Source organism: Tsukamurella sp. PLM1 (genome assembly GCF_023168325.1).
Lineage (GTDB): Bacteria > Actinomycetota > Actinomycetes > Mycobacteriales > Mycobacteriaceae > Tsukamurella.
In genome coordinates this window covers 2,931,573-2,957,250 of the sequence record NZ_AP025688.1, presented here as the reverse complement: position 1 = coordinate 2,957,250, position 25,678 = coordinate 2,931,573, and the positions used below count along the sequence as shown (strand labels likewise).

21 protein-coding genes and 6 pseudogenes are annotated in these 25,678 nt (G+C 71.4%); 20 read left to right on the top strand and 7 right to left on the bottom strand.

The features are described from left to right. Positions 1 to 366 precede the first annotated feature (366 nt). A pseudogene (locus tag MTP03_RS15205) lies at positions 367 to 1,106 on the bottom strand (HNH endonuclease family protein). A gap of 55 nt (positions 1,107 to 1,161) precedes the next feature. Between MTP03_RS15205 and MTP03_RS15195 the strand changes: the two are divergent. The 13 genes and pseudogenes from MTP03_RS15195 to holA all read left to right on the top strand — a co-directional run bounded on the left by MTP03_RS15195 (position 1,162) and on the right by holA (position 12,390). Next, on the top strand, positions 1,162 to 2,469 hold the full coding sequence (locus tag MTP03_RS15195; protein ID WP_248488968.1) for a glutamate-5-semialdehyde dehydrogenase: 1,308 nt from the start codon (positions 1,162 to 1,164) through the stop codon (positions 2,467 to 2,469). Between the two features lie 10 nt (positions 2,470 to 2,479). Further along, the gene (locus MTP03_RS15190; protein ID WP_248488967.1) at positions 2,480 to 2,929 is read left to right on the top strand and encodes an SRPBCC family protein; all 450 of its coding nucleotides are present in this window, start codon (positions 2,480 to 2,482) and stop codon (positions 2,927 to 2,929) included. 146 nt (positions 2,930 to 3,075) lie between these two features. Continuing rightward, a complete protein-coding gene (locus MTP03_RS15185) occupies positions 3,076 to 3,966 on the top strand; it encodes a MoxR family ATPase (protein ID WP_248492223.1) in 891 nt (296 codons plus the stop codon). Then, positions 3,967 to 5,478, top strand: a complete 1,512-nt coding sequence (locus tag MTP03_RS15180) for a VWA domain-containing protein (RefSeq protein ID WP_248488966.1) — start codon at positions 3,967 to 3,969, stop codon at positions 5,476 to 5,478. 48 nt (positions 5,479 to 5,526) lie between these two features. Continuing rightward, positions 5,527 to 6,177: a nicotinate-nucleotide adenylyltransferase gene (gene nadD, locus MTP03_RS15175; protein ID WP_248488965.1), complete on the top strand. Its 651-nt coding sequence runs from the start codon at positions 5,527 to 5,529 to the stop codon at positions 6,175 to 6,177. Continuing rightward, positions 6,174 to 6,575 carry a ribosome silencing factor gene (rsfS, locus tag MTP03_RS15170; protein WP_248488964.1) on the top strand — a complete coding sequence of 134 codons (402 nt, stop codon included), beginning with the start codon at positions 6,174 to 6,176 and terminating at the stop codon, positions 6,573 to 6,575. Before nadD ends, rsfS begins: the two co-directional genes overlap by 4 nt. Next, positions 6,575 to 7,262 (top strand): annotated as a pseudogene (locus MTP03_RS15165) (histidine phosphatase family protein). Before rsfS ends, MTP03_RS15165 begins: the two are co-directional and overlap by 1 nt. A gap of 10 nt (positions 7,263 to 7,272) precedes the next feature. Next, positions 7,273 to 7,983 carry a diglucosylglycerate octanoyltransferase gene (gene octT, locus MTP03_RS15160; RefSeq protein WP_248488963.1) on the top strand — a complete coding sequence of 237 codons (711 nt, stop codon included), beginning with the start codon at positions 7,273 to 7,275 and terminating at the stop codon, positions 7,981 to 7,983. Continuing rightward, positions 7,980 to 8,174, top strand: coding sequence for a DegV family protein (locus MTP03_RS22875; RefSeq protein ID WP_256465158.1), 195 nt, complete (start codon positions 7,980 to 7,982; stop codon positions 8,172 to 8,174). Before octT ends, MTP03_RS22875 begins: the two co-directional genes overlap by 4 nt. Position 8,175: 1 nt before the next feature. Then, positions 8,176 to 8,832, top strand: coding sequence for a DegV family protein (locus tag MTP03_RS15155; RefSeq protein WP_256465157.1), 657 nt, complete (start codon positions 8,176 to 8,178; stop codon positions 8,830 to 8,832). Positions 8,833 to 8,957: 125 nt separating this feature from the next. Next, positions 8,958 to 9,896 (top strand): ComEA family DNA-binding protein, encoded by a 939-nt coding sequence (locus MTP03_RS15150; protein ID WP_248488962.1) that lies wholly within the window; start codon positions 8,958 to 8,960, stop codon positions 9,894 to 9,896. Between the two features lie 25 nt (positions 9,897 to 9,921). Beyond that, entirely contained in the window at positions 9,922 to 11,535 is a 1,614-nt protein-coding gene (locus MTP03_RS15145; RefSeq protein ID WP_248488961.1) for a ComEC/Rec2 family competence protein, read from the top strand. Beyond that, a pseudogene (gene holA, locus MTP03_RS15140) lies at positions 11,423 to 12,390 on the top strand (DNA polymerase III subunit delta). The gene MTP03_RS15145 and the pseudogene holA overlap by 113 nt, the downstream one beginning before the upstream one ends. A 182-nt stretch (positions 12,391 to 12,572) precedes the next feature. Here holA and rpsT read toward each other — a convergent pair. Continuing rightward, positions 12,573 to 12,833: a 30S ribosomal protein S20 gene (gene rpsT, locus MTP03_RS15135; RefSeq protein WP_248488960.1), complete on the bottom strand. Its 261-nt coding sequence runs from the start codon at positions 12,831 to 12,833 to the stop codon at positions 12,573 to 12,575. A gap of 328 nt (positions 12,834 to 13,161) precedes the next feature. Between rpsT and MTP03_RS15130 the strand changes: the two genes are divergently transcribed. From MTP03_RS15130 to MTP03_RS15120, 3 genes are read left to right on the top strand one after another with little or no spacing between them, the layout of a single operon-like run. Continuing rightward, positions 13,162 to 14,697, top strand: coding sequence for a circularly permuted type 2 ATP-grasp protein (locus tag MTP03_RS15130; RefSeq protein ID WP_248492221.1), 1,536 nt, complete (start codon positions 13,162 to 13,164; stop codon positions 14,695 to 14,697). Continuing rightward, entirely contained in the window at positions 14,684 to 15,667 is a 984-nt protein-coding gene (locus tag MTP03_RS15125) for an alpha-E domain-containing protein (RefSeq protein ID WP_248488959.1), read from the top strand. The genes MTP03_RS15130 and MTP03_RS15125 overlap by 14 nt, the downstream gene beginning before the upstream one ends. Beyond that, positions 15,664 to 16,506 (top strand): transglutaminase family protein, encoded by an 843-nt coding sequence (locus tag MTP03_RS15120; protein ID WP_248488958.1) that lies wholly within the window; start codon positions 15,664 to 15,666, stop codon positions 16,504 to 16,506. The genes MTP03_RS15125 and MTP03_RS15120 overlap by 4 nt, the downstream gene beginning before the upstream one ends. Here the strand turns inward: MTP03_RS15120 and MTP03_RS15115 are convergent. Further along, positions 16,490 to 17,233 (bottom strand): acetoacetate decarboxylase, encoded by a 744-nt coding sequence (locus tag MTP03_RS15115; RefSeq protein WP_248488957.1) that lies wholly within the window; start codon positions 17,231 to 17,233, stop codon positions 16,490 to 16,492. The two genes, MTP03_RS15120 and MTP03_RS15115, sit on opposite strands and share 17 nt — an antisense overlap. A 149-nt stretch (positions 17,234 to 17,382) precedes the next feature. Here MTP03_RS15115 and MTP03_RS15110 point away from each other — a divergent pair. Next, positions 17,383 to 18,068: pseudogene (locus MTP03_RS15110) on the top strand (type 1 glutamine amidotransferase domain-containing protein). A 1-nt stretch (position 18,069) separates the two neighbouring features. Here MTP03_RS15110 and MTP03_RS15105 read toward each other — a convergent pair. After that, positions 18,070 to 18,697: pseudogene (locus MTP03_RS15105) on the bottom strand (type II toxin-antitoxin system PemK/MazF family toxin). 93 nt (positions 18,698 to 18,790) lie between these two features. On the opposite strand from MTP03_RS15105, the gene MTP03_RS15100 reads away from it, so the two are divergent. Genes MTP03_RS15100 through MTP03_RS15090 form a run of 3 tightly spaced genes read left to right on the top strand, consistent with a single transcriptional unit; the run spans position 18,791 to position 20,315 of the window. Beyond that, complete coding sequence (locus MTP03_RS15100; protein ID WP_248488956.1) at positions 18,791 to 19,147, top strand: maleylpyruvate isomerase N-terminal domain-containing protein; 357 nt, start codon at positions 18,791 to 18,793, stop codon at positions 19,145 to 19,147. Next, positions 19,144 to 19,401, top strand: a complete 258-nt coding sequence (locus MTP03_RS15095; RefSeq protein ID WP_248488955.1) for a hypothetical protein — start codon at positions 19,144 to 19,146, stop codon at positions 19,399 to 19,401. The genes MTP03_RS15100 and MTP03_RS15095 overlap by 4 nt, the downstream gene beginning before the upstream one ends. Before the next feature lie 8 nt (positions 19,402 to 19,409). After that, the gene (locus tag MTP03_RS15090; RefSeq protein ID WP_248488954.1) at positions 19,410 to 20,315 is read left to right on the top strand and encodes a sigma-70 family RNA polymerase sigma factor; all 906 of its coding nucleotides are present in this window, start codon (positions 19,410 to 19,412) and stop codon (positions 20,313 to 20,315) included. Between the two features lie 97 nt (positions 20,316 to 20,412). Here the strand turns inward: MTP03_RS15090 and MTP03_RS15085 are convergent, their stop codons facing one another. The 3 genes and pseudogenes from MTP03_RS15085 to betT form a co-directional block, all read right to left on the bottom strand. Further along, positions 20,413 to 21,999, bottom strand: a complete 1,587-nt coding sequence (locus MTP03_RS15085; protein ID WP_248488953.1) for a GMC family oxidoreductase — start codon at positions 21,997 to 21,999, stop codon at positions 20,413 to 20,415. Then, the gene (locus MTP03_RS15080; RefSeq protein ID WP_248488952.1) at positions 22,000 to 23,514 is read right to left on the bottom strand and encodes an aldehyde dehydrogenase family protein; all 1,515 of its coding nucleotides are present in this window, start codon (positions 23,512 to 23,514) and stop codon (positions 22,000 to 22,002) included. Continuing rightward, positions 23,511 to 25,660: pseudogene (betT, locus tag MTP03_RS15075) on the bottom strand (choline BCCT transporter BetT). The gene MTP03_RS15080 and the pseudogene betT overlap by 4 nt, the downstream one beginning before the upstream one ends. Between the last annotated feature and the right edge of the window lie 18 nt (positions 25,661 to 25,678).

Sequence of the window (25,678 nt, the reverse complement as noted above, 5' to 3'; positions counted from 1 at the left end):
GCGGACGACGACCGATGCGCCGAGTCGTGCGGCGAGCAGCAGTGGCCCCAGGGCCGCGAGTTCGCGTTTGGATGGTGCCGCCGGTTGGACAAGCTGCCTGCAGGCCTCGCCCGGAACTCGGATCGCCGAATCTGTTGAGTGCGCCAGTGTCGGGACGGTCCGCCACGAGGTCCTGCGGCCTGAACCGTCGATTCGATAGCGGCGTATCTTGGCATCAACAATGCTGGCGAGTTCCATGACGGGATCGGTTTGGGATTGTGTGAGCGCCCCGTCCTCGATCAGGAGAATCGGCCTGCGATTACATGTGAGACCGAAGAGGTTCTCGCCGGCGAACGGGGACGATCGGAGATAGGAACGGAACACGGTTCATCCATTCGGGCGACAGGTGTTCGCGGCCTGGTCGACGACGGCGGCCGATGCCCGGTCCACGGACAGGCCGTACTCCCGGGCGACGAACGCGAACTGGCGCGCGTACTGGCAGTGGAAGCGCTCGTTGGACGGCATCCACCGGCCCGGGGGAGAGTCGCTCTTGTTCTCGTTCGCCGGCCCGTCGACGGCCACGAGGTTGCGCGGATCATTCGCGAAGTCGGTGCGGCGCGCATCGTCCCAGTTCCATGCCCCCATGTCCCACGCGTAGGCGAGCGGGACGACGTGATCGATCTGCACCTTCGCGGAGGTATTCGGGCCGCGCTCGAACCGCAGGGTGCTGCCGCTGTACGGGTCCACCAGCGTGCCGGTCGCGACCGCGTTCGGGCACGCCGAGGTGCGCACGTAGGTCTTGTCCTCCAGGTCGCGGTCCAACACGTCGTTGCGGGTGTCGCAGCCGTTGTGCCCGAGGGGCGCGGCCTGGTCGTCGGTCCAGGCCCTCCCGAACGCCGCGCGCCGGTACTTCACGGGCGCACGCTCGCGGGCCGGGACGATCACGACCCCGCCAGGGGCGCACCGTCGGACCGGGTGGCGGACGGCGCGGAGGGGCCGGGGGACGGCGTGCCCGCCGAACGGTCCTGCACCACCCCGACCGCCACGAACACCGCGGTCGCAACGGCCAGAACGAGGCCGATCCACGCCTGGCGGGACAGGCGGCGCGAGGATCTCCGGCGGGACATGGCCGCAACCTAACACCGCGCACCGACAGGCGAGCCCGGCACGTATTCTCGATCCATGAGCACGCCCACCGCCTCCGACGCCGATGCCGCTGCCGACCTGCAGACCGCGACCGCCGCGATCGAGGAGGCGGCCCGCGCCGCCCGCGTCGCGTCGAAGTCGCTGATCACGCTCACCACCGAGCAGAAGAACGACGCCCTGCACGCAGCGGCGGATGCGCTGCTCGCGGCCAAGGATCGGATCCTCGCGGCCAACGCGGAGGACGTCGATCGAGCGCGCGCCGCCGGCACCGAGGAGTCCCTCATCGACCGGCTCGCGCTCAACGAGGCCCGGGTCGACGGCATCGCCTCGGGGCTGCGCCAGGTCGCGGGTCTGCCGGACCCGGTCGGGACGGTCCTGCGCGGCTCGACCCTGCCCAACGGTCTCGAGCTGCGGCAAGTGGCCGTGCCGCTCGGCGTGGTCGGCATCGTCTACGAAGCGCGGCCCAACGTCACCGTCGACGCGTTCGGCCTCACCCTCAAGTCGGGCAACGCCGTGCTGCTGCGCGGCTCCAGCTCGGCCGCCTCGTCGAACGCGGCCCTGGTGGCGGTGCTGCGCGAGTCCCTGGAGGCGAGCGGCATCACGCCGGACGCGGTCGCGCTCCTCTCCGCCGACTCGCGCGCCAGCGTCACCGCGCTGATCCGCGCCCGCGGCCTCGTCGACGTGGTGATCCCGCGCGGCGGCGCCGGGCTGATCGCGGCTGTGGTGCGCGACGCGACCGTCCCGACCATCGAGACCGGCACGGGCAACTGCCACGTGTACGTCCATTCCGCGGCGGATCTCGACATGGCCGAGCGGATCGTGGTCAACGCCAAGACCCGCCGGCCCAGCGTGTGCAACACCGTGGAGACCGTGCTCGTCGACCGCGCGCTCGCCGGCACCTTCCTCCCGCGACTGCTGGGCACGTTCCAGGCCGAGGGTGTCGTGGTGCACGGCGACGAGGCCGACATGGTGCCGGCCACGGAGACCGACTGGGCGGACGAGTACCTGAGCCTCGACGTCGCCGTGAAGCTGGTCGACGGGCTGGACGAGGCGATCGGGCACATCGACCGCTACGGCACCGGCCACACCGAGGCCATCGTCACCGGCGATCTCGCCGCCGCCCGCGCCTTCACCACTCGCGTCGACGCCGCCGCGGTGATGGTCAACGCCTCCACCGCGTTCACCGACGGCGAGCAGTTCGGGTTCGGCGCCGAGATCGGCATCTCGACGCAGAAGCTGCACGCCCGCGGCCCGATGGGCCTGCCGGAGCTCACGTCCACCAAGTGGGTGGCCTGGGGGACGGACATGTCCGACCCCGCTAACAGCGGCGCGGTCCGGCGGTAGGTTGTCGGGCATGGCAATCAACGAGTCCCTCGAATTCGACATCGACGCCCCCGTCTCCCTCGTGCTGGACACGCTGGCCGACGTCGACGCGCTGCCCGACTGGTCGTCCGCGCACAGCAACGTCAAGGTGGTCGAGCGCGACGCGAACGGCCGGCCCAGCGTGGTCGATGCGTCCGTCGGGCTGATGATGTTCACCGACAACCTGACGTTCGACTACGTCTTCACCGACACCAGCTGCAAGTGGGACACCCGCAACGAGGGCACCGCCGTGCGCAGCCAGGGCGGCATCTACGAGCTGTCCCCGAAGGGCGACGATCAGACCCACGTCAAGGTCACGATGTACCTCGACCCCAAGGTCAAGGCGCCCGGCTTCGTGGTGAAGAAGGGCATCAAGCTGGCGATGGACATCATCAAGAACGGTCTGTCCAAGGAGGTCCTCAAGCGCAAGTCCGCGGCCTGACGGTCCGCCGCCGGGTCGCGCGATCGGGCCCGGCGGTACGCCTCTCGGCTCGGCCTGCACGAGAGTGTGAAGATGAGTGCAGAGATCGCGTCGAAGGGCTTCACGAAGGAGGTCCTCAAGAGGAAGGCCTCACTCTGAGTACGAACCTGATCACCCCGGCCCCGACCGCGCTGTTCAGCAGCGTCGAGGACGTGTCCTCGGCGCTGCGGGCGACGGGCTACATCCCGTCGACGGCCACGTCCACCGCCGTGTTCCTCGCGGACCGGCTGGGCAAGCCGCTCCTCGTGGAGGGGCCGGCCGGAGTCGGCAAGACCGAGCTGGCGCGCGCGTGCGCGCAGGCCCGCGAGGCGCGGCTCGTGCGCCTGCAGTGCTACGAGGGCATCGACGAGGCGCGCGCCCTGTACGAGTGGAACCACGCCAAGCAGATCCTGCGCATCCAGTCCTCGGGCAACGACGGCGACTGGGACGACACCAAGCAGGACGTCTTCTCCGAGGAGTTCCTCCTCCCGCGGCCCCTCCTGCAGGCCGTGCGGGAGAGCGGACCGTCGGTCCTGCTGATCGACGAGGCGGACAAGGCCGACCTCGAGTTCGAGGGGCTGCTGCTGGAGGTCCTCTCGGACTACGCGGTGACGGTGCCGGAGCTCGGCACCATCGTGGCCGCCCGCAAGCCGTTGGTGTTCCTCACCTCCAACGCCACCCGCGAGCTGTCGGAGGCGCTCAAACGTCGCTGCCTCTACCTGCACATCGACTTCCCCGACGCGGAACTCGAACTGTCGATCATCCGCAGCCGCGTCCCCGACCTGCCCACCGAGGTCGCGCAGCAGCTGCTCCGCGTGATCTCCACGCTGCGCGGCCTCGACCTGAAGAAGAAGCCGTCCGTCTCCGAGACCCTGGACTGGTGCCGCACCCTGCTCGCGCTCGGCGTCACCGGCACCGCGAACGGGTCGATCGACAAAGCGGCGCTCCGCTCGACGCTCGGCGTCGTGCTCAAGCACCAGGTCGACATCGATACCGCAGCGGCGGCGCTGGGGCTGTAGATGGTCACCGTCGAACCCGGCACGGGACCGGCCGCGGGAACGCCGCTGGACGCACACCTGCACGCCTTCGTCCGGACACTGCGCGAACGCGGCATGGCCATCGGCCCCGGCGAGGCGATCACCGCCGCCGAGGTGCTGACGGTGCTTGACCTCACCGACCGCGGCCAGCTCCGCGAGGGACTCGCGGCAGTGCTGCTGCGCGAGCAGATGCACCGCAAGACCTTCGACGTCATCTTCGACCTGTACTTCCCGGTCCGCGGCGGTTTCGGGGCGCTGCCCGACGGTCCCGCCGGATCCGGCGGGCAGGGCTGCTCGGGGGCCCCGGGCGAGGCCCCGCCGGACCAGGTGGACCCGTTGAAGATGCCGGCCGCCGACACCCCGCCCGACCCGGACGCCGTGCGCGAGGCGCTGCGGCAGGAGGCCGTCGCGGCGCTCGTGGCCGGCGGCGACCACGACGGCATCGCCAGCCAGATCGTCGAGCAGCTCGGCGAGTACCAGTCCGCCACCGGGACGGCGTTCTCCTCGTACCAGGCGCTCAAGGCGCTCAACCCGCAGACGCTCATCGCCGCCATCGCCAACGGGCTGCTCGCGGCGGCGGGAGAGGACGGCGCGGCGCCGGGGAGCTTCGAGTACGAGTCGGCCCGCCGGGTCGCCCGCTCGCGCGTCGCCGGGCTCACCGAGCGGGTCACCGAGCTCACCTCCGTTGCGATGGCCGCCCGACGGGGACCGGAAGCGGTGGCGCAGTACGCGGCGCCGCAGCTGCCCGAGAACGTGGCGTTCTTCGCCGCCACCCGCAGTGAACTGCACCGCATGGAGCAGACGGTCCGGCCGCTGGCCCGGCAGCTGTCTACGCGCCTGCTGGTCCGGCGCCGCCGGGCCCGCCGCGGCCCCATCGACCTGCGGCGGACGCTGCGCAAGTCGATGTCGACCGGCGGCGTGCCGATCGATCTGGCGCACCGTCGACCCCGCCCGACCAAGCCCGAGCTCGTGCTGCTGTGCGACCTGTCCGGCTCGGTCGCCGGGTTCTCCAACTTCACGCTGCTGCTCACCCACGCGCTGAGCGCCGAGTTCTCCAAGATCCGGGTGTTCGGCTTCGTCGACTCCGTGGACGAGATCACCGACTACATCGACCCGACGCGCACGCTCACGGTGGACACCGTGGTCGACATGTTCGACCGGGTGATCCGGGAGACGAACGTGGCCCGGTTCGGGGGCTCCGACTACGGGAACGTGCTGCGAACGTTCCTGCGCGACTTCCCCGACGCGGTGACGCACCGGGGGACGCTGCTGATCCTCGGGGACGCGCGGTCCAACCACACCGACCCGGCGCTCGCCGAGCTGGACGAGCTCGTCGAGCGGGCCCGGCACGCGTTCTGGCTGAATCCGGAACGGCGGGCGGCGTGGGGGAGCGGCGATTCGGTGGCCGACAAGTACGGCCGGCTGATCGACATGTACGAGTGCCGCACGGCCGGTCAACTCGCCGATGTGATCGGACGGTTACTACCGGTCTGACCGACGCCCATGGGATGGGCCGTCCGGCAGCCCATAGGATGGGCCGTTATGCAGCAGTCCAGCACCGCCGGACGGCGCCGGCGGATCGGCGTGATGGGCGGGACGTTCGACCCGATCCACCACGGGCACCTCGTGGCCGCGAGCGAGGTCGCCGACCGATTCGACCTCGACGAGGTCGTGTTCGTGCCCACCGGCAGGCCGTGGCAGAAGAGTGACGTCACTCCCGCCGAGGACCGCTACCTCATGACGGTCATCGCGACCGCCTCGAACCCGCGGTTCTCGGTGAGCCGCGTGGACATCGACCGCGGCGGCGACACCTACACCGTGGACACCCTGCGCGACCTGCGGGCGCAGAACCCCGACGCCGTCCTGTTCTTCATCACCGGCGCCGACGCGCTGGCGTCGATCCTGAGCTGGCAGGACTGGGAGGAGCTGTTCGGGCTCGCGACGTTCATCGGCGTCTCGCGTCCCGGCTACCATCTGGCCGCCGATCACCTGTCGGACGTGCCGAAGGATAGATTGTTCCTCGTGGAGGTGCCCGCGCTGGCCATCTCGTCGACCGATTGCCGCGCACGGGCCGATGCCGGGCGGCCCGTCTGGTACCTGGTGCCCGACGGCGTGGTGCAGTACATCGCCAAGCGCGCGCTCTACCAGAGCCATCCCGCGCCGGAGAAGACCGTGAACCCAGGAGGATCATGACCGCATCGGATCAGGCCCGCACCCTCGCCGCCATCGCGGCCCGCGCGGCCGACGACAAGCTCGCGAGCGACGTGGTGGTGCTCGACGTCTCGGAGCAGCTCGTGCTGACCGAGGCCTTCGTCATCGCCTCGGCGAGCAACGAGCGACAGGTGAGCGCCATCGTCGAGGAGGTCGAGGAGAAGCTCCGCGAGGCGGGCGTCAAGCCCACCCGCCGCGAGGGCGCCCGCGAGGGCCGCTGGGCCCTCCTGGACTTCCTCGACATCGTCGTGCACGTGTTCCATCAGGACGAGCGCGACTACTACGCGCTCGAGAAGCTCTGGAAGGACTGCCCGCACATCGAGGTCGAGGGGCTCGGGCAGCACGGCGACGAGGCCGCCGACGGCGTCGAGGGCGCCTGATGCACGTCGAGGACGGTCTCGACTCGTCCGTCGAGCGCCTCACCCCGACGGTCCGCCGCCTGATCCTGCTCCGGCACGGCCAGACCGCGTCCAACGCCGAGGGGCGGATGCAGGGCCAGCTCGACACCGACCTCACTGATCTGGGGCACCGGCAGGCGGCCGCCGCCGCGGCGGCGCTCGGACCGCGACCCGCTGCGCATCGTCAGCTCCGACCTGCGCCGCGCCCGCGACACCGCGGCGGCGCTGGCGGCGACGACGGGCGGCACCGTCGAACACGATGTCCGGCTGCGGGAGACCATGCTGGGGGATTGGCAGGGCCTGACCCACCGCGAGGTGGACGCGTACATGCCCGGCGCGCGACTGCGCTGGCGCGACGCGCCCGAGTGGGCGCCGCCCGGGGGCGAGGCGCGGGTGGACGTGGCGGCGCGGTCGTACCCGTTGGTCGAGGACCTGACCGCCGCCCTGACGGAGTGGGGCGCGTCCGAACGGCCTGTCGTCCTGGTGGCGCACGGCGGCCTGATCGCCGCGCTCACGGCCCGGCTGCTCGACCTGCCCGTCACGTCTTGGCCGATCCTGGGCGGGCTCGGCAACTGCAGCTGGGTGCAGCTGTCGGGGCACGGCGACGTGCCGCGGTGGCGGCTGGACGTGTGGAACGCGTCGGCCGAGGTGGCCGGCGAGGTGCAGTGAGCGGATCTCGATGACGGGCACACTGCTGGTGCTCAGCGATTCGCTGGGCTTCTACGGACCCGACGGTGCGCTACCCACCTCCGATCCGCGGATCTGGCCCAATCTGGTGGCCGCCGAGCTGGGGCTGCGCTGCGAGCTGTTCGGGCGGGTCGGGTGGACCACCCGCGACGGCTGGTGGTGCGTCACGCAGGACCCGCGGGTGTGGGCGACGGTGCCGACCGTGGAGGCGGCCGTGCTGGCGCTCGGCGGTATGGACTCGCTGCCCTCGCCCGTCCCCACCGCGCTGCGCGAGCAGATCCGCTACCTGCGGCCGGCGTCGCTGCGGGCCCGTGCGCGCGACGGCTACGCCGTGATCCAACGGGTGTTCTCGCCGGTCGGATGGCCGATGGCGCTGCCACCGGCGGTTACCGTCGACTACCTGGGCAAGACCTACGAGTCGCTGCGGGCGCTGCGCCCCGACGCGCCGATGGCCGTGCTCGGCCCGGCGGTGCACCGTACCCGCGCGTACGCCTACGCGCAGCCGGGGTGGGCGCGTACGAACGCCGCGATGGAGCAGTGGGCCGACGGTGCGTCGGTCCCGCTGGTGCCCGTGCGTGACCTGTGCGAGTGGTCGTTCGACGCGGGGATCAATAACATCGACGGGATCCACTGGTCGTTCGAGATGCACGAGCAGGTGGCGCGGCGGGTGCTGCGTTCCCTGCGGGAGGGGAGTGATTCGTGAGCGTTGTCGTGGTGACCGACGCGTCGGCGGCGATCGTCCCCGAGCGCGCCGCGGAGATGGGCATCCACATCCTGCCGCTGCACGTGCTCTCCCCCGGGGGCGAGTACATCGACCGGGGCACCGGTTACCAGGCCGATCGGTTCGTCAAGGAGGGTGACCACATCCGGGCCTTCCATCGGGGAGGTCCGTGAGGTGCTCACGGCCGCGGTCGCCGAGTCCGGCGGGGACGGCGTCGTGGTCATCACGATGAGTTCGTACCTGAGCTCGACGTACTCCACCTCGGTCGCGCAGGCCGCGCTCCTCGATGCCGACATCACGGTGATCGACTCCCGGTGCATCGATATGGCGATGGGCTTCGGTGTGCTCGAGGCGGCCCGTCTCGCCCGCTCGGGCGCGTCCGCCGACGAGGTCGCCGAGGCCGCGCGCCAGGTGCTCGACGGTGCCGAGGGCTTCTTCTGCGTCGCGACGCTCGACCACCTGCGGGCCGGGGGCCGGGTGAGCGCGCTGGCGAAGCTGCTGGGCGGTGCGCTGCAGATCGTGCCCGTGCTGCGACTGCAGGACGGCCGGATCGTCTCCGAGCGCAAGACGCGCACCGTCTCCCGCGCGCGGGATCAGCCGGCGGCGCTGGCATCGCAGCATCTGGGGGACCGCCCCGCACGAGTCGCCGTCCATCACGTCGAGGCGCCCGACGCCGCCGCGCACGTCGCCGAGCTGGTGAAGCAGGAGTTCCCGCAGCTCGAGGAGTTGGTGATCGGCTCGTTCGGTGGCACCATCGCCGCGCACCTGGGGCCCGGCGCGGTGGGCGTCGCGGTTGCTCCCGCGCTGGTCGACGGGGCGCCCGCGGCCTAGCACACCGGTCCGACGGCGCAGGTCCGCCGGGCCCGCTCATCCACAGATCCGCGGTTATCCACAGGCGGGCCGATTCGGGGCCTTGGCGGGGCTTTCCGACGGTGCCCCCGGCCTACGGTGCGGTCATGGACACCGAACGCGAGGCGCCGGCTGCGGGCGCCGAGGACGATCAGATCTTCGCGCGGCCCGCGTGGCTGGAGGACTTCCGCGGCGCGCGGACGGCCGGCGCGGGCGCCGGATCGCCGGAGTGGCGTGACGACACGCTGGATCCGCCGCCCCGCGGTGGCCGCGCGGACGACGATCTCTGGGACGACGAGCCGTCCGGGTGGCGGTCGACCGTCGACCGGGTGCGCACCACGCCGCGGGCCGCCCTGGCCCTGATCACCGTCGGCGTGATCGCGGCGATCGTCGCCGCGGTGGCGGTGTTCGGCACGCCCGGCGGTGGTGGCGGCGAGTACCCGGTGGTGGACTTCGCCGGGGCGTCGTCGTCGGTCGCGGCACCCGCCAAGGGGACGGAGCGGGCGGCGGACCGGGCCGTTGGGAACGGGGTCCCGTCGTCCGCCGCGGCGGCGGCGAAACCGCCGTCGTCGGAGCTCGTCGTGGCGGTGGTCGGCATGGTGCGCGCGCCGGGCCTGCATCGGCTGCGGGCCGGCGCGCGGGTCGCGGATGCGCTCAATGCCGCCCGGGGCGCGCTGAACGGTGCGGACACGGCGAGCCTGAACCTCGCTCAGCCGCTGCGCGACGGCGACCAGGTGGTCGTGGGCGTGGTGGACCCGACAGCGGGGGTGAAGCTGCGAAGCTCGGTAGTGGGAGCGGGCGCCGCATCCGGGGGTGCGGGCGCGGCGGGTGCGAGCGCGGCGGCGTCCGCCGGCGGCTTGGTGAACATCAACACCGCTGGACCGGCGGAGCTCGACAGGTTGCCCGGCGTCGGTGCGGCCACCGCCGCGGCGATCATCGCGTACCGCGACCGGAACGGGCCGTTCGCCGCGGTGGACGACCTCGCCAAGGTGAGCGGCATCGGCGACGCGAAGCTCGCGAAGATCAAACCGATGGCCACCGTTTGAGTCGGCGCCGCGGACGGAGAGCGAGATGCGCGAGCGCCTGGACCTGCGGTTGCTGCCGGCGGCCCTGATCTGCTGGGGAGCGGCGGCGATCGCGTTGGTCTCGGCCACGGCGGCCTGGTCGGCGACCGCTACCCTGACGGCGGTCGCGGTGCTGGCAGAGGTGTTCCGGCGCCGTGCCGAGCGTCCGCCGGCGCAGGCAGTCTGCCTCGCGATGGTCGCCGCCGCCGGCCTCGGCGCGGGTGTCGCGGCGTCCGTCGCGGTGCGGGTGCACGACCGCGAGCGTGCGCCGATCGCGGCGTTCGACGGCGCGGGCTCGGTGGCAGTGGTGATCGAGGTGGACGAGTGGCCCCGCCAGCGCTCCGGCGAGCCGGGCGGCCACCTGGACTCGTCGCGGGTGCTGGTGCCCGCCACGGCGCTCGCGGTGCGGGCCGATCGGGCGATCGCGGTGCGCGGGCAGGTGCTGCTGCTGGGCGCCACGATCGACCTCGGGCGGCTGGTCCCCGGCGAACGGGTCGCGCTGCGCGCCACCGTGCTCCGCAGCACGCGTCCGGGTTTCGTGGCCGCGGTCCTCATCGGTTCCGGCGCGCCGACGGTGCTCGGCCGCGCACCGCCGCACTTCCGGGCCGCGGCGGCGGTGCGGCGCTCCCTGACGGCGGTGGCAACAGGGGCGCTCCCGGCCGACGCCGCCGGGTTGCTGCCCGCCCTGGTGCTGGGCGACGAATCGGCGACGTTGCCGACAGTGCGCGGCGACTTCCAGGACTCCGGCCTGACACACCTGACCGCAGTCAGCGGCGCGAACTTCGCGATCATCGCGCTGTGCGTGCTGGGAGTATGTGCGGCGCTGGGACTTCCGCTCGCGGCGCGAGCGGCGGTCGCTACGGCGGCGATCGTGGCGTTCGTGGGCCTGGTCGGGCCCACCGGATCGGTGGTGCGGGCCGCGGTGATGGGTCTCGTCGGCGTCGGCGCGCTCGCGCTGCGGCGCTCGAAACAGCCGTTCGTGGCTCTGCTCGCGGCGGTCGTGGTGCTCATGGCGGCGCGCCCGGTGCTGGCCCGCGACATCGGCTTCGCGTTGTCGGTCGCGGCAACCGCGGGGCTGGTGCTGTGGGCGCCGGTGCTGCGCGACAGGTTGGCGTCGGCGCGGATGCCGGACACGCTCGCCGCGCTGCTGGCGGTGACGGTGGTGGCGCAGGTCGTGACGCTGCCTCTGGTGATCGCGTTCTCCGGTCGCCTACCGCTCGGCGGTTTTGCCGCGAATCTGTTGGCGGGCCCGGTGGTTCCGGTGATCACGGTGGTGGGCACGCTCGCGGCGGTGGCGTCACCGCTGGCGGCCCCGGTAGCGGGACTGGCCGTCCGGGCGACCGGTCCCGAGCTGTGGTGGGTGATCACGGTCGCCCGCCGGTGCGCGCGGATCGGGGTGCTGACGGTGCCCGGCGGCGCGACCGCCGGGGCACTGCTGGTCGCGGCGTGCATCGTCGTCGGTGGGGTCTGGAAGTATGGGAGTCGTGGTGGACAGCGCGCGCGTACACGTGGTGGTGGGGACCGAGGGCCTCCTGGTGGAGCGGGCGGTCGCGGCGATCGTCGAGTCGGCGCGCGCGGCGGCGGGCGACGGCGGGATGGGGCTGCCCGGCGGCGTGGGTGATGCGGTGCCGGTCACCCGGATCCGCGCGGGCGACGTCGACCAGTCGGAGCTCGTCGAGCTGCTGAGCCCCTCCTCTTCGCCGAGGAGCGCATCGTCGTCCTCGAGGCCGCGGGTGAGGCCGGAAAGGCCCCCGTCGACCTCATCGTGGAGGCGGCGAAGAACCCGCCGGACGGGATCACCCTCGTGATCGAGCACAGCGGCGGTGGCCGCGCGAAGGCGATGGTCGCGGCCCTGAAGAAGGCCGGCGCGAACATGGTGGAGGTGCCCACCATCACGTCGGCGCGCGACCGGGCGGACTTCGCCAAGTCGGAGTTCCGGGCGCAGAAGGTCCGCGTTTCGGACGAGCTGGTGGATCTGCTGGTGGACTCCGTCGGCAAGGACCTGCGCGAACTCGCCGCGGCGATCGCGCAGCTCGTCGCCGATACCGGCGGCCGCGTGGACCTCGCCGCGGTGCACCGCTACTACGCGGGCCGCGCCGAGGTCACCGGCTTCGAGATCGCCGACAAGGCGGTCGCCGGCCAGGTGGCTGCCGCGCTCGAGGCCCTGCGCTGGGCGCAGCACCGCGGCACCCCGCACGTGCTGATCGCCGACGCGCTGGCGGACGCGGTGCACTCGGTCGCCCGGATCCGTGGGCTCGGCCGCACGCCGGATCAGTACCGGGACGCGGGGGAGCTGGGCATGGCGCCGTGGAAGGTGAAGAAGATGACGCAGGTCGCGCGGCGCTGGCGCGCCGAGAACGTGGCGGGCGCGCTGCGGGTCGTCGCGGCCGCGAATGCGGACGTCAAGGGCCAGGCGGCCGACCCCGATTACGCGCTGGAGATCGCCGTGCGCAGGGTCGCCACCCTCGCGGGGTGAGCGCGGCGGTCGGAAGCAACAGGGGGTAAGAGGACTCGAACCCCTGACCCCCACACTGCGTGTGCGGTGGGAGGGGCGGCGCACCGTCGAACCCGGATACGCGAAAACCGCGCCGGACCAGCCCCGGCCCGCGTGGTGCCGGAAGGTGGTGCGGCGCGGTGATACGCGCGTCTAGCGGAGGATCAGAGCTTGTTCAGAGCCAGCGCGAGGGCCGACTTCTTGTTGGCGGCCTGGTTGGCGTGGATGACGCCCTTGCTGGCGGCCTTGTCGAGCTGACGGCTGGTGCTCAGCAGGAGCTCGCCGGCCTTGGTCTTGTCCCCGGCGTCGACGGCCTCGCGGAAGTGGCGGATGGCCGTGCGCAGCGACGACTTCGCCGACTGGTTGCGCAGGCGGTTGCGCTCGTTGGTCTTGATCCGCTTCATCTGGGACTTGATGTTGGCCACGCGTCAAACTCTCCGTCTCGAAAAATTGCAGCCCGTACTGACTGCCGACGTGCCAGGTTACCAGCGCGGCGGAGACAACCCAAATCGCGGCGCTCATCGCGCGAACGCCGCCTGGCCGTCACCTTGCCACGCCGTGAACCAGACGGCTGCCGAAACGGCGCCGGTGGGGCACGATGGCCGGGTGACCCCGCAGAAACAGGCCAAGGCCTCCAACACGGGACGCTCGGCATCCGCAACCCGGCGACCGGCCGTACCCCGACTGTCCGACGACGCGCGGTTGTTCGCAGGGTACGAGGAGGCACCGTCGTACGGCCGGGCGTTCGACGAGATGTTCACCGAGGACGGCACCGTCCGCACCCCGTACAAGCGCATCTTCGGTGCGTTGTCGTCGGCGGACGAATCGGACCTCGCCGCCCGCGTGGACGCGCTCGGCGCGGCCTTCATCGACCAGGGCATCACCTTCTCGCTCGAGGGGCGCGAGCGGCCGTTCCCGCTCGACCTGGTGCCCCGGGTGATCGCGGCCGGGGAGTGGAACCGCCTGGAGAAGGGCATCAAACAGCGCGTGCAGGCGCTGGAGATGTTCCTCGACGACGTCTACTCCGAGCAGGAGATTCTGCGCGACGGGGTGGTGCCCAAGCGCCTGGTCACCTCCTGCGCCCACTTCCACCGGCAGGCCGCCGGCATCCGGCCGCCGAACGGCGTGCGCATCCACGTCGCGGGCATCGACCTCATCCGGGACGCGGAGGGCACGTTCCGCGTCCTCGAGGACAATCTGCGGTCCCCGTCCGGCGTGAGCTACGTGATGGAGAACCGCCGGACCATGGCGCAGGTGTTCCCGGACCTGTTCCTGCGGCACCGCGTGCGCGCCGTCGCCGACTACAGCTCCCACCTCCTGCGCGCCCTGCGCCGCAGCGCCGCGTCCAACGAGGCCGACCCGACGGTGGTGGTGCTCACCCCCGGCATGGCGAACTCGGCGTACTTCGAGCATTCGCTCCTCGCCCGGCAGATGGGCGTCGAACTCGTCGAGGGTCGCGACCTGTTCTGCCGCGACAACGTGGTCTACATGCGCACCACCAGCGGCGAACAGCAGGTGGACGTGATCTACCGCCGCATCGACGACGACTTCCTCGACCCGATGCAGTTCCGCCCCGACTCCGTCCTCGGTGTCGCCGGTCTGCTCAACGCCGCCCGCGCCGGCAACGTGGTGATCAGCTCCGCCGTGGGCAACGGCGTCGGCGACGACAAGCTGACGTACACCTACGTGCCCGACATCATCGACTACTACCTCGGCGAGAAGCCGCTGCTGCAGAACGTGGACACCTGGCGCTGCTGGCTCGACGACGAGCGCGAGGAGGTGCTCGACCGCATCGACGAGCTCGTGATCAAGCCGGTCGAGGGCTCCGGCGGGTACGGCATCGTCTTCGGCCCGGACGCGAGCGAGAAGGAGCTCGCGACCATCCGCCGCAAGGTGCAGGCCGATCCGCGGGGCTGGATCGCGCAGCCGGTGGTGCAGCTCTCGACGGTGCCGACCAAGATCGGCGAATCGGCCCGCCCCCGGCACGTGGACCTGCGCCCGTTCGCCGTCAACGACGGCGACGACGTATGGGTGCTCCCCGGCGGCCTGACCCGCGTCGCCCTGCCGGAGGGCTCGCTCGTGGTCAACTCGTCCCAGGGCGGCGGCTCCAAGGACACCTGGGTGCTCGCGGCGCGCTCCTCGGCCGCGGAGGCGGAGCTGGAGGGCGCCGAGGTGGTGCCGAGCCGCGACCTGGCGGAGCAGCAGCAGGTGGAGCTCGGGCCCGAACTCAGCTCGCAGGACCAACAACAGCAGCAGGCCCGGGAGGAGGACCGCCATGCTCGCGCGTAACGCCGAAGCGCTGTACTGGATCGGCCGGTACGCCGAACGCGCCGACGACACCGCCCGCATGCTCGACGTGACCGTGCACCAGTTCCTCGAGGACGCCACCGTCGACGAGGATCGCGTGTCCCGGCAGCTGGTGCGGGTGCTCGGCATCCCCGAGCCGCCGGCCGACCAGCCGCTCGACCTCAAGGCCGTGACGGAGGTCGTGGCCTACAACCGGGACGCCGGCAGCGGGTCGATCGCGGCCAGCGTCGCGTCCGCCCGCGAGAACGCCCGCGGCGCACGCGAGGTCACCAGCTCGGAGATGTGGGAGTGCCTCAACGCCACCTACAACGGCCTCGCCGAACGCGAGCGCGCCGCTCGCCGGCTGGGCCCGCACGAGTTCCTCAACTACATCAAGAACCGTGCGGCGATGTTCGCCGGCCTCACCGACTCGACCCTCTCGCGGGACGAGGGCTACCGGTTCCTGCTGCTGGGCCGCTCGATCGAGCGCATGGACATGGCGGTGCGCCTGTTGCTCTCCCGCGCCGGTGACCGTGCGAACTCGCCGACCTGGGTCACCGTCCTGCGCGCCACCGGCGCGCACGACACGTACCTCCGCACATATCGGGGTGTGCTGGACGCCACCCGCGTGGTCGAGTTCATCCTGGTGGACCGGCTGTTCCCGCGCTCGGTGATCCACGCACTCACCACCGCCGAGGACTGCCTGAGCGCGATCGAGGGCGGCCGCGAGGGCCGCCTCGGCACGCGGACGGAGGCGCAGCGTCTGCTGGGCCGCGCACGGGGCGAGCTCGAGTACCTCGCACCGGGCGAGCTGCTCGACGACCTGGAGCGGCGGCTCGTCGCGTTGCAGGAGTTGGGGCACGCGGCCGGCGAGGCCATCACCGCCCGCTACTTCCACGTGACGCCGTACGTCGCGTGGACCGACGCCCGCGCGCGGGGCGACATCGACACCATCCTGGAGGGGGAGCTGTGAGCTGGCGTCTTCGAGTCGTGCACTCCACCGGATTCGGCTACAACGCCCCGGTCACCTCGTCGTACAACGAGGCGCGGCTGACCCCGCGCAGCGACCAGCGGCAGAACGTGATCCTCAACCGCGTCGAGACGGTGCCCGCGACCCGCGCGTACCGGTACACCGACTACTGGGGCACCGCGGTCACCGCCTTCGACCTGCACGCGCCGCACACGGCGCTCGAGGTCACGGGCGCGTCGGTGGTCGAGACCGAGGTGCCGGACGACTCCGGCGAGGTGGTCGACTGGGACGAGCTGGCCACCGAGAAGGTCCGCGACCGGTTCGACGAGTTGCTCAGTTTCACCGACTACGTGCCGAAGCAGCGCAAGCTCGCGGCGCAGGCCCGCAGGCTCGTCAAGGACCTCGAGCCCGACGATGCCGTGCTCGCGGTGTGCCGGTGGGTGCACGACGAGCTCGACTACGTGCCCGGCACGACGGGAGTGCATTCGTCCGCGATCGACGCGTGGGACGAGCGCAAGGGCGTGTGCCAGGACTACGCGCACCTCACGCTCCTGTTGCTGCGCAGCGTCGGCATCCCCGCGCGGTACGTGTCGGGGTACCTGCATCCGCAGCGCGACGCGGAGATCGGGTCGACGGTCGCCGGCGAGTCGCACGCGTGGATCGAGGCGTGGACGGGCCAGTGGCGCGGCTACGACCCGACGAACGACGTTCCGATCGGTGAGCGGCACGTGTCCGTGGGCGTGGGCCGCGACTACGCCGACGTCCCGCCGCTGCGCGGGGTGATCGCGGGCGGCGGGGCGTCGGATCTCGATGTGGTGGTGGAGATCACGCGTCTCGCCTGACCGAGACCGGCACCGGCATGTGCAGCGCCGCCTGGGCGGAGGTGTTGACGTCGAACGCGATGGCCCGCAGTGGTTTCAGGGCGCGTAGCTCGTCGGCCATGCGACCATCGCCAATCGTGAGGTCGATATCGCGGGGGAACCGTGTGCCGCCGCCGGAGAGGACGTTGGTCTGGTTGAGCGTGGAATGCCAGGCTCCATCGCGCTGCGTGTAGGAGGTGAGGGTGGAGACCTTCTCGCCGCTGGTGAACGCCGTCTGCTTCGGGGTCGGGGCGGAGAACGCGATGTCGACGTCGGCGACGGCGGTGCCGATCCCGCCGTTGCGTGCGGGCCGGACCGCGACCCCGACGGCGGCCTCGGTGTAGAAGTCGATGTCGCACACGTCGTAGCGGAACAGCATCACCGAGACCAGTCCGAGGCCCGGTGCGATCTCCAGCGGTGCGAGCTCGCGCGGGATGCGGCGCCGAATCGCTCTACTCGGAGCGAGCATCGTCAGCCGCGCGGAGGACATGGCGTAGTAGAAGTTCGGCGTCCGTGTCGGGCCGATCGGGGACTGGACCTCGGTCTTGGGCAGCGTGCGGAAGAAGTCGACGCCGGGGACGCGCGGGTCGTTCGCGACCTCGTCGAGCGGGGTGTCCATGCGGTAGCGGTCGAACAGGCCGCCCTTCGGGACGGCGACGGTGCGGCCGCCCAGGTCGATGTCGACGGTGGCGGTGGTCGTGCTGGTCATAGGGGCTCCTCGCCTGATGTATGCATTGCTTACATCGGAGGCTACGGGCAGGTGTAAGCAGTGTCAACACTTGACGGTGGAGCGACTCGCAGTTAATGTAAGCGGCGCATACATTGCGGCCGTGGGTCGCCCACCCCAGGAGAAGACCGATGACCAAGCGCATCCTCAACGTCGTCACCAACGTCGGCCACTACGACGACCCGTCGCACAAGACCGGGCTGTGGCTCTCCGAGCTCACACACGCGTGGCACGTCTTCGAGGAGGCCGGTTTCGAGCAGACGCTCGTGAGCCCACGGGGTGGCGCGGTGCCGCTCGAGCCGCGGTCGCTGAAGTTCCCGAATTACGACAAGACGGCCAAGGCGTGGCGCGCGGACCCGGCGCGGATGGCACTTCTGGAGAACACGAAGAGCCCGGACGAGATCGACTCCGCGGAGTTCGACGCGATCTTCTTCACGGGCGGCCACGCCGTGATGTACGACTTCCCGGGCAGCGCGGGCCTGCAGCGGATCAGCCGCGAGATCTTCGAGCGCGGCGGCGTCGTCTCCTCGGTCTGCCACGGCTATTGCGGGCTACTCGACATCACGCTGTCGAACGGCGAACACCTCGTCGCGGGGCGGAAGGTCACCGGATTCGCGTGGCAGGAGGAGGTCCTCGCCAGGGTCGACAAACTGGTCCCGTACAACGCGGAGGACGAGATGAAGAAGCGGGGAGCACGCTACGAGAAGGCCAGGCTCCCGTTCGTCTCCTACGCGGTCGCCGACGGCAACCTCGTCACCGGCCAGAACCCGGGCTCCGCCAGGCCACCGCGGAGAAGGTCGTCGAGGTCCTGGGGTGATTCAGGTCCAGCCGTAATCGTCGCGCAACCGCTGCGCGACGGACTCGAACCGGCGGCGGTCCAGGACCGCCCCTTCGCGCCGGATGCCGTCCTCGGGAACGTCGAGCACCCGGTCCAGGCGGACCCACGACGGGCGACGGTCCTCATCCCACGGGCCGGATCCGATGCCGACCCACTCGGGGTCGCCCATGTGCTTGTCCTGGCTCGAGAGCATCAGTCCGAGGAGCACGTCGTCCCCGGACCGGCCCACGACCAGGACGGGCCGGTCCTTGCCGTCGCCGGCGTTCGGCCCCGTCGTCTCCTCGAACTCCACCCAGGTCCACACGACCTCGCCCGGGTCAGCGCGGCCGTCGAGCTGCGGGGCGTAGATCACGCCCCGCGCCATCAGCGCGGTCGCGGTGGAGGTGCGGGTCACCGGCCGGCCGGGCGTGAACTCCTTGGGCTCCGACGGTGCCTCCAGGCCCAGGGCCTGGTTGACCGTCTGGGACACCACCTGGGTGATCGCGTCCCTCCCGGCGCGGACCGGGGCTGTTCACGACCTGCGACGCCAGCCGCGGACCGTGCTCGCGCGCGAGCTTGGCCGCGACGGCCGCGAAGCGGGTGAAATCGTTCGCCATGCCCTCCAGGATAGGCCCGGGCGCTCGACGGGCGCCCGCGACGAATTCCGGCGACCCCATTCGTATGTCCCTGTGACGACTGATTCCGAGCACAGGAGACCCGCCATGACCATCCGCACCGACACCGATCTGTACACCGCCACCGTCGCCGAGCGCACCCGGATGGCTGCAATCCTGGACGGCCTCGCCCCCGACCAGTGGGACGCAGACTCGCTGTGCGCCGGCTGGCGCGTCCGCGAGGTGGTCGCCCACCTGAACATGACCGATACCCAGACCTTCGACGAGTTCCTCGCGGCCGTCGCGGACGCCGACGGCGACGTGAACGTGGCCGTCGACCGCACCGCCCGTGCCGACGTCGCGCGGTTCTCGGACGCCGAGTTGCTGGCGATCCAGAAAGGCCGGGTCGCGAGCCGGTGGACGCCCGGGCCCGGGCCACGCAGGGAGCGCTGGCCCACGAGGTGATCCACGGCCTCGACATCACGATCCCGCTCGGCCTGCCCGGCCCCGCGCCGGAGGTCCTCGCCGCGACGGTGGCCGGGTCGGGTCCCGAGGGCCTCGCGTTCTTCGGCGTCGACCTCACCGGCCTGCGGCTGACGGCGGACGATTCGGACCTGGTTCTGGGCGACGGTCCGCGGGACGTCGCGCTGTCCACGCTCACCATCGTCTTGATCGCGACCGGCCGACACCCGGTTCCGGCCCGCACCGCCGTGGGATGATCGCGGGCGTGGCGGAGGTCGGCGGGGCGGTGACCGGCGGGACCGTACTCGACGAGGCGGTCCTCGCCGAGTTGCGCCCCGAACTGGTCCGCTACTGCTACCGAATGATCGGCGACGGCGCCGCGGCGGAGGACGCGGCGCAGGAGGTGCTGCTGCGGCTCTGGCGCACGCGGGACACCTACGACCCGACGCGCGCCGGTATCCGCACCTGGGCGTACGCGATCGCGTCCCGGTACTGCATCGACCTGCTGCGCGCCGCCCCGCGCCGGGCCCTCCCCACGGACCTCTCGGAGCGGAACGGCGTGGGCGACCAGGCGTTCACCGAGCTGCGGCCCGGCAGTTGGGTGACGCCCCTGCCGGACGCCGGCGGCGACCCCGCGGCGGCGGCGGAGCGGCACGAGTCCATCCGGATGGCCTTCGTCGCGGCGCTGCAGCACCTCACACCGGCGCAGCGCGCGGTGCTCGTCCTGCGCGACGTCTACCGGCACAGCGCCGCCGAGACCGCCGAGATCCTCGGGATCAGCGCGGCCGCGGCGCACTCGTCGCTGCAGCGGGCCAGAAGGGTGCTCGCTGCGGCGGGGACGGCACCGTCGGACGTTCCGGCCCGCGAGGTGGACGCCCGGCTGCTCGACGGCTTCGTCCGCGCCTTCGATCGGCACGACGTCGCGGGCCGGCGGCCCTCCTCGCGGAGGACGTGGTCTTCTCCATGCCGCCCGTCGCCTTCTGGCTGCGGGGTGTCGCCGACTACGCGGCGCTGTTCGGCTCGGGCGACGCCTGCGTCGGCCACCGCCTCGTCCCGACGACGGCGAACGGCACACCGGCCTTCGGGCAGTACGCGCCCGGCGACGAGGGCGGGATGCGCCCGTTCGCCCTCGTCGTCGTCGAGTCCGACGGTGCCCGCGTCACCCGCGTGACCACGTGCCTGGACCAGGCGGACCGGTTCGAGGCCTTCGGCCTCCCGGCCCGCCTGCTCCCGTAGCGGCGGCAGTCAGCGGCGCGCCGCTACCGCGATCAGCGGCTCGCCGCTACCAGCTCCGCGCACCGCTCGCCGACCAGCATCACCGTGATGTTCGGGTTCACCGTGGTGTGCTCCGGGAACACCGAGGCGTCCGCGACCCGCAGGCCCGCGGTGCCCTTGACCCGGAGCTCGGGATCCAGCGGCGACATCGGGTCGTCGGGCGCGCCCATCCGCACAGTGCCCACCGGGTGGTAGACGGTGTTGTGGGTGCGGCGGATGTAGTCCGCGAGCTCGGCGTCGGTCTGCGCGCCCGGGCCCGGGTAGAGTTCCCGCTCGATCCAGTCCTTGAGCGGCCCGGCCTCGGCGATCTCGCGCGCCTTCCGGATACCCGCGATCATCACCTTCATGTCGTGCCCCTCGGGGTCGGTGAAGTACCGCGGGTCCACCTTGGGCTTGTCCCGGAAATCCCGCGACCGCAGCCGGACGGTGCCGCGTGAGCGCGCGTGGGTGACGTTCGGCGTCAGGCAGAAGGTGTTCTCCGCCGTCGGGTAGCCCTGGCGCAGCGTGTGCATGTCGAACGGGACGCTGCCGTAGTGCATCATCAGGTCCGGCCGGTCGAGGCCGTACTCGGTGGGGGTGAAGATCCCGATCTCCCACCACTGCGTCGACTCCCGCACCATCGGCCGCGAGGTCTCGAAGCCGATCACGCCCTCGGGATGGTCTTGCAGGTGCGCGCCCACGCCGGGGGAGTCGACGAGCACGTCGACGCCGGTCTCGCGCAGGTGATCGGCGGGGCCGATCCCCGAGAGCATCAGCAACTTCGGCGAGTCGATCGCGCCGGCGCTGACGATCACCTCGCGGTTCGCCACGATCCGCGTGGTCCGCCCGAACGCGTTGTCGGTGATGTCCACGCCCACCGCGCGGGGCTGATCGCCCGAGGTGTCGAAGGCGATCCTCTTCGCCCACGCGCCGGTTCGGATCGTGAGGTTCTCCCGGTCCAGGATCGGGTGCAGATAACTGACCGACGAGGACGAGCGCGTACCGTCGGCCTTGCGGTTGATCTGGAAGAAGCCGGCGCCGTTGACCACCGTCTCGCCCGTGTTGTACGCCGTGCGCGGAATACCCACGGCCTCACACGCATCCAGCAGGGCAACGCCGCACGGATCCTTCGGCGGCACCGACATGATGTGCACCGGGCCGGACCGTCCGTGGTGGTCGCCGGGGGCGTCGTTGGTCTCGATCGTCGGGTACAGCCGGTACACCGAATCGGCGCCCCAGCCGGCGGCGCCGTGGTCCCGCTCCCAGGCGTCGAGGTCCTCGCGCGGCGCCCAGAACGCGATGCAGCTGTTGTGAGAACTGCAGCCGCCCAACACCTTCGCGCGCGCGTGCCGCATGAAGGAGTTGCCGTTCTCCTGGGGCTCGATCGGGTAGTCCCAGTCGTAGCCCGATTCCAGCAGCTCCATCCACCGGTCCAGCTGCAGGATCGCCTCGTCGCCCACGTCCGACGGTCCGGCCTCCAGCAGGCAGACCGTCACCGTCGGATCCTCGGACAGGCGGGCGGCGACGGCGGCCCCAGCCGAACCGGCGCCCACCACCACGTAGTCGAAGGTCTCGTCGTTCCGTGCGTCGTCAGAGGTCACTTACGCGTCCTTCCGCTCGGCGAACCATCCGGTGACGGACGGCCGCAGGTTCTCGTAGACGTGCTTGGCCTCGAGGTACTCGCCGAGGCCGGTGGGCCCGAGCTCGCGCCCGATGCCCGAGGCGCCGAAGCCACCCCACTCTGCTTGGGGGAGGTACGGACCGAAGTCGTTGATCCAGACGGTGCCGTGCCGCAGCCGGCGCGCCACCCGCTTGGCGCGGCCGCCGTCGGCCGACCAGACCGCGCCGGCGAGGCCGTACTCGGTGTCGTTGGCGATGGCCACGGCCTCGTCCTCGGTCGTGAAAGTCTCGACGGTGACGGTGGGCCCGAAGGCCTCGTCGTGCACGCAGGCCATCGACGGGTCGCACTGGTCCAGCACCGTCGGGAGGTAGAAGAAGCCGGCGTCGAGCGAGCCCGAGCCCTGGTCGCCCGTCGCGAAGGCGCCGCCCGTGCGGACGACCGCGCCGTCCTCGCGGGCCTTCTCCACGTAGGCGTGCACCTTGTCGCGGTGCGCGGCGGAGATCAGCGGTCCGGTCTCGGTGCCGTCGGCGAACGGGAGTCCCTGGCGGATGCCCTCGGCGCGGCGCACGAGCTCGTCGACGAAGGCGTCGTGCACGGACTCCTCGACCACCAGCCGCGCCCCGGCGGAGCACACCTGACCCGAGTGCAGGAACGCGGCGTTGAGCGCGTTGTCGACCGCCGCCGCAAGGCCCTCCGGGGTGGCGCAGGCGTCCGCGAAGATCACGTTGGGGTTCTTGCCGCCCAACTCGAGCGCGACCTTCTTGACGGTGCCCGCGGCGTTCGCTGCGATCAGCCGGCCCGTGACGAGGCCGCCGGTGAACGACACGAGGTCGACATCGGGATGGGTCGAGAGCGGAGCGCCCGCCTGCGCGCCGGCGCCGAGCACGAGATTCGCGACGCCGTCGGGCAGGCCCACCTCCTGCAGAACCCGCATGAGCAGGATGGAGGTGTGCGGGGTGAGCTCGGAGGGCTTGAGCACGAACGTGTCTCCCGCGGCCAGCGCGGGCGCGACCTTCCATGCGGCCTGCAGCAGCGGGTAGTTCCAGGGCGTGATCATGCCGCACACGCCGACCGGCTCGTACACGATCTGCGAGGCCACGTCGGGGGATCCGGCGTCCACGATCCGGCCGGACTCCTGTCCGGCGAGCTTGCCGAAATAGCGGAAGCACGCCGCGATGTCGGCCATGTCGAGCTCGGACTCGTACAGGCGCTTGCCGGTGTCGAGGGTCTCGGCGCGGGCGAACTCGTCGCGGCGGCGGTCGATCGCGTCCGCGACGCGCAGCAGCAGGTCGCCGCGCTCGGCGGCGGGCGTGTGCGGCCACGGGCCGGTGTCGAAGGCGCGCCGCGCCGCGGCGATCGCGGCCTCGGTGTCGGTGGCGGTGGCTTCGTCGACGACCGCGACCTCGGTGCCGTCGGCGGGGCAGACGATGGTCCGCGTGCCGCCGTCGGCGCTGTGGCGCCAGGCTCCGTCGATGAACAGGGTGGGTTCGGTCATGCGGGTGTCCCTTCGGGTTCGGGTGAGCTCTCGGGGTCCGAATCCGATTGCGGTTCGGTCGGTTCGGTGTAGTGATCGGTGGCCGATCGGCACAGGTGCAGGTAGCCGAGGTGGCGCTCGTACTGGTCCAGGATGTCGCCGATGATCTGCTCGCGGGTGTAGCCGCCCAGCGTGTATCCCTGCGATCCCTCGGCGAGGTAGACCTCGCAGCGGAAGTAGCGGTCGTCGGAGCGCTGCGCGAGGATCGCGTAGCTGGGTGCGGGCGCGGAGACCGGCCACACGCAGTACTCGAAGTCCTGTTCGCCGGCCAGATCCACCTTGAGCGACGGGGACGGCAGCGATTCGCTGCGGCCCGATTCGTCGATCGTCGCGGTCACGCCCTCGGCGGCGAACTCCGCGGCGACGTCGCGCATCGCGGGCGCGACGGTGTTCTCCAGGAAACGCAGGGTCGCGGCCCGGCCCGGATAGTTGATGGTCGCCAGCAGGCGCCGCCGCCAGCTCCGGGGTCCACGGTGCCGCGCCCCGCGGCGAGCGACTTCGGCAGGGCCGCACGGAAACTGTCGGTCTTGTACGACTCCGTGTGCAGGGCCCGCAGCAGCGACAGGCCGACGAGCGCCAGCACGAACGAGAACGGCAGCCCCATGATGATGGTCGCCTTCTGCAGCGTGACGATCGAGCCCTCGTTGCCCGCGAACAGCATGGCGAGGGTGAGCAGCCCGATCGCGAAGGACCAGAAGATGCGGGTGCTCCGCGCGCAGTCCGCCATCGGGTCGTCGAGCTTGCTGGTGAAGTTGCCCATCACCAGGGACCCGGAGTCGGCGCTCGTGACGTAGAACAGCAGGCCGGTGATGGTCGCGATCGCCAGCAGTAGGGGAGCCCCCGGGTACTGCTCGAGCAACGAGTAGAAGCCCACCTCGGGCATCGAGGCGGTGGCCTCCGCGAAGGGCTTGTCGTCGCGGGCGACGTCCAGCGCGCTGTTCCCGAACACCGAGATCCACACGAGGATGAAGCTGAACGGCACCACCAACACGCCGAAGACGAACTGGCGCAGCGTGCGTCCGCGCGAGATCCGCGCGAGGAACAGGCCCACGAACGGCGCCCACGCCACCCACCAGGCCCAGAAGAACAGCGTCCACGCGTCGAGCCAGCCCGATGGATCGTTGCCCGCGGTCTCGGGGTTGACCTGGCCCCACGCGAAGGTGTCCATGGTGCGGTCGAGGAAGGTCGAGACGTAGTCGCCGGTGTTCTGGACCAGTCCGTTGAGCAGGAAATCGGAACGGCCCGCGACCAGGATGTAGACGAGCAGCGCGATCGCCAGGATCACGTTGAGCTCGCTGAGCCGGCGGATGCCCTTGTCGACGCCGGAGGTGGCGGAGATCGTCGCGACGATCACGGACAGCACGATGAGGCCGATCTGCGTGGCCTTGCCCTGCGGCACGCCGAACAGCTCGTGCAGGCCGTAGTTGAGCTGCACGATGCCGATCCCGAGAGACGTGGCGATGCCGAAGATGGTGCCCAGAACCGCGGCCACGTCGACGGCGTCGCCGAGCCGGCCGTGCACGCGCTTGCCGAGGATCGGGTAGAGCGCCGCGCGGATGGTGAGCGGCAGGTTGTGCCGGAACGCGAAGTACGCCAGCGCGCCGCCCATGAGCGCGTACATCGCCCAGCCGGTGACGCCGTAGTGGAACACCGTCCAGGTGACCGCCTCGCGCGCCGCCGCGTTGTTCCCGCCCTCGCCGACGGGAGGGTTGAGGTAGTGGCTCACCGGCTCGGCGACCGAGAAGAACATCAGGTCGATACCGATGCCGGCGGCGAACAACATCGAGGTCCAGGTGAACAGGCTGTACTCGGGGCGCGACTCCTCGGGGCCCAGGCGGTACCGCCCGTAGCGGCTCAGCCCGATGAAGACGACGACGCCCACGATCGCAGTGGCGAGCAGGAAGTACCACCACCCGAACCAGGTGGTGATGAAGTCGACCACGCCGCTGATCACGCTCTCCGCGGTCGCGGGGGAGGCGAGTGCCCAGAGAGCGAACGCCAGGACCGAGCCCGCGGCGGCGAGGAAGACTCGGCGGTTCAAGGAGCTCGTCGGTGTCGGTGTCGTGTCTGCTGGTGTCGATGTTTCTGAGGATGCGAAATCACTCATGGCGTTCGACGTTACCGT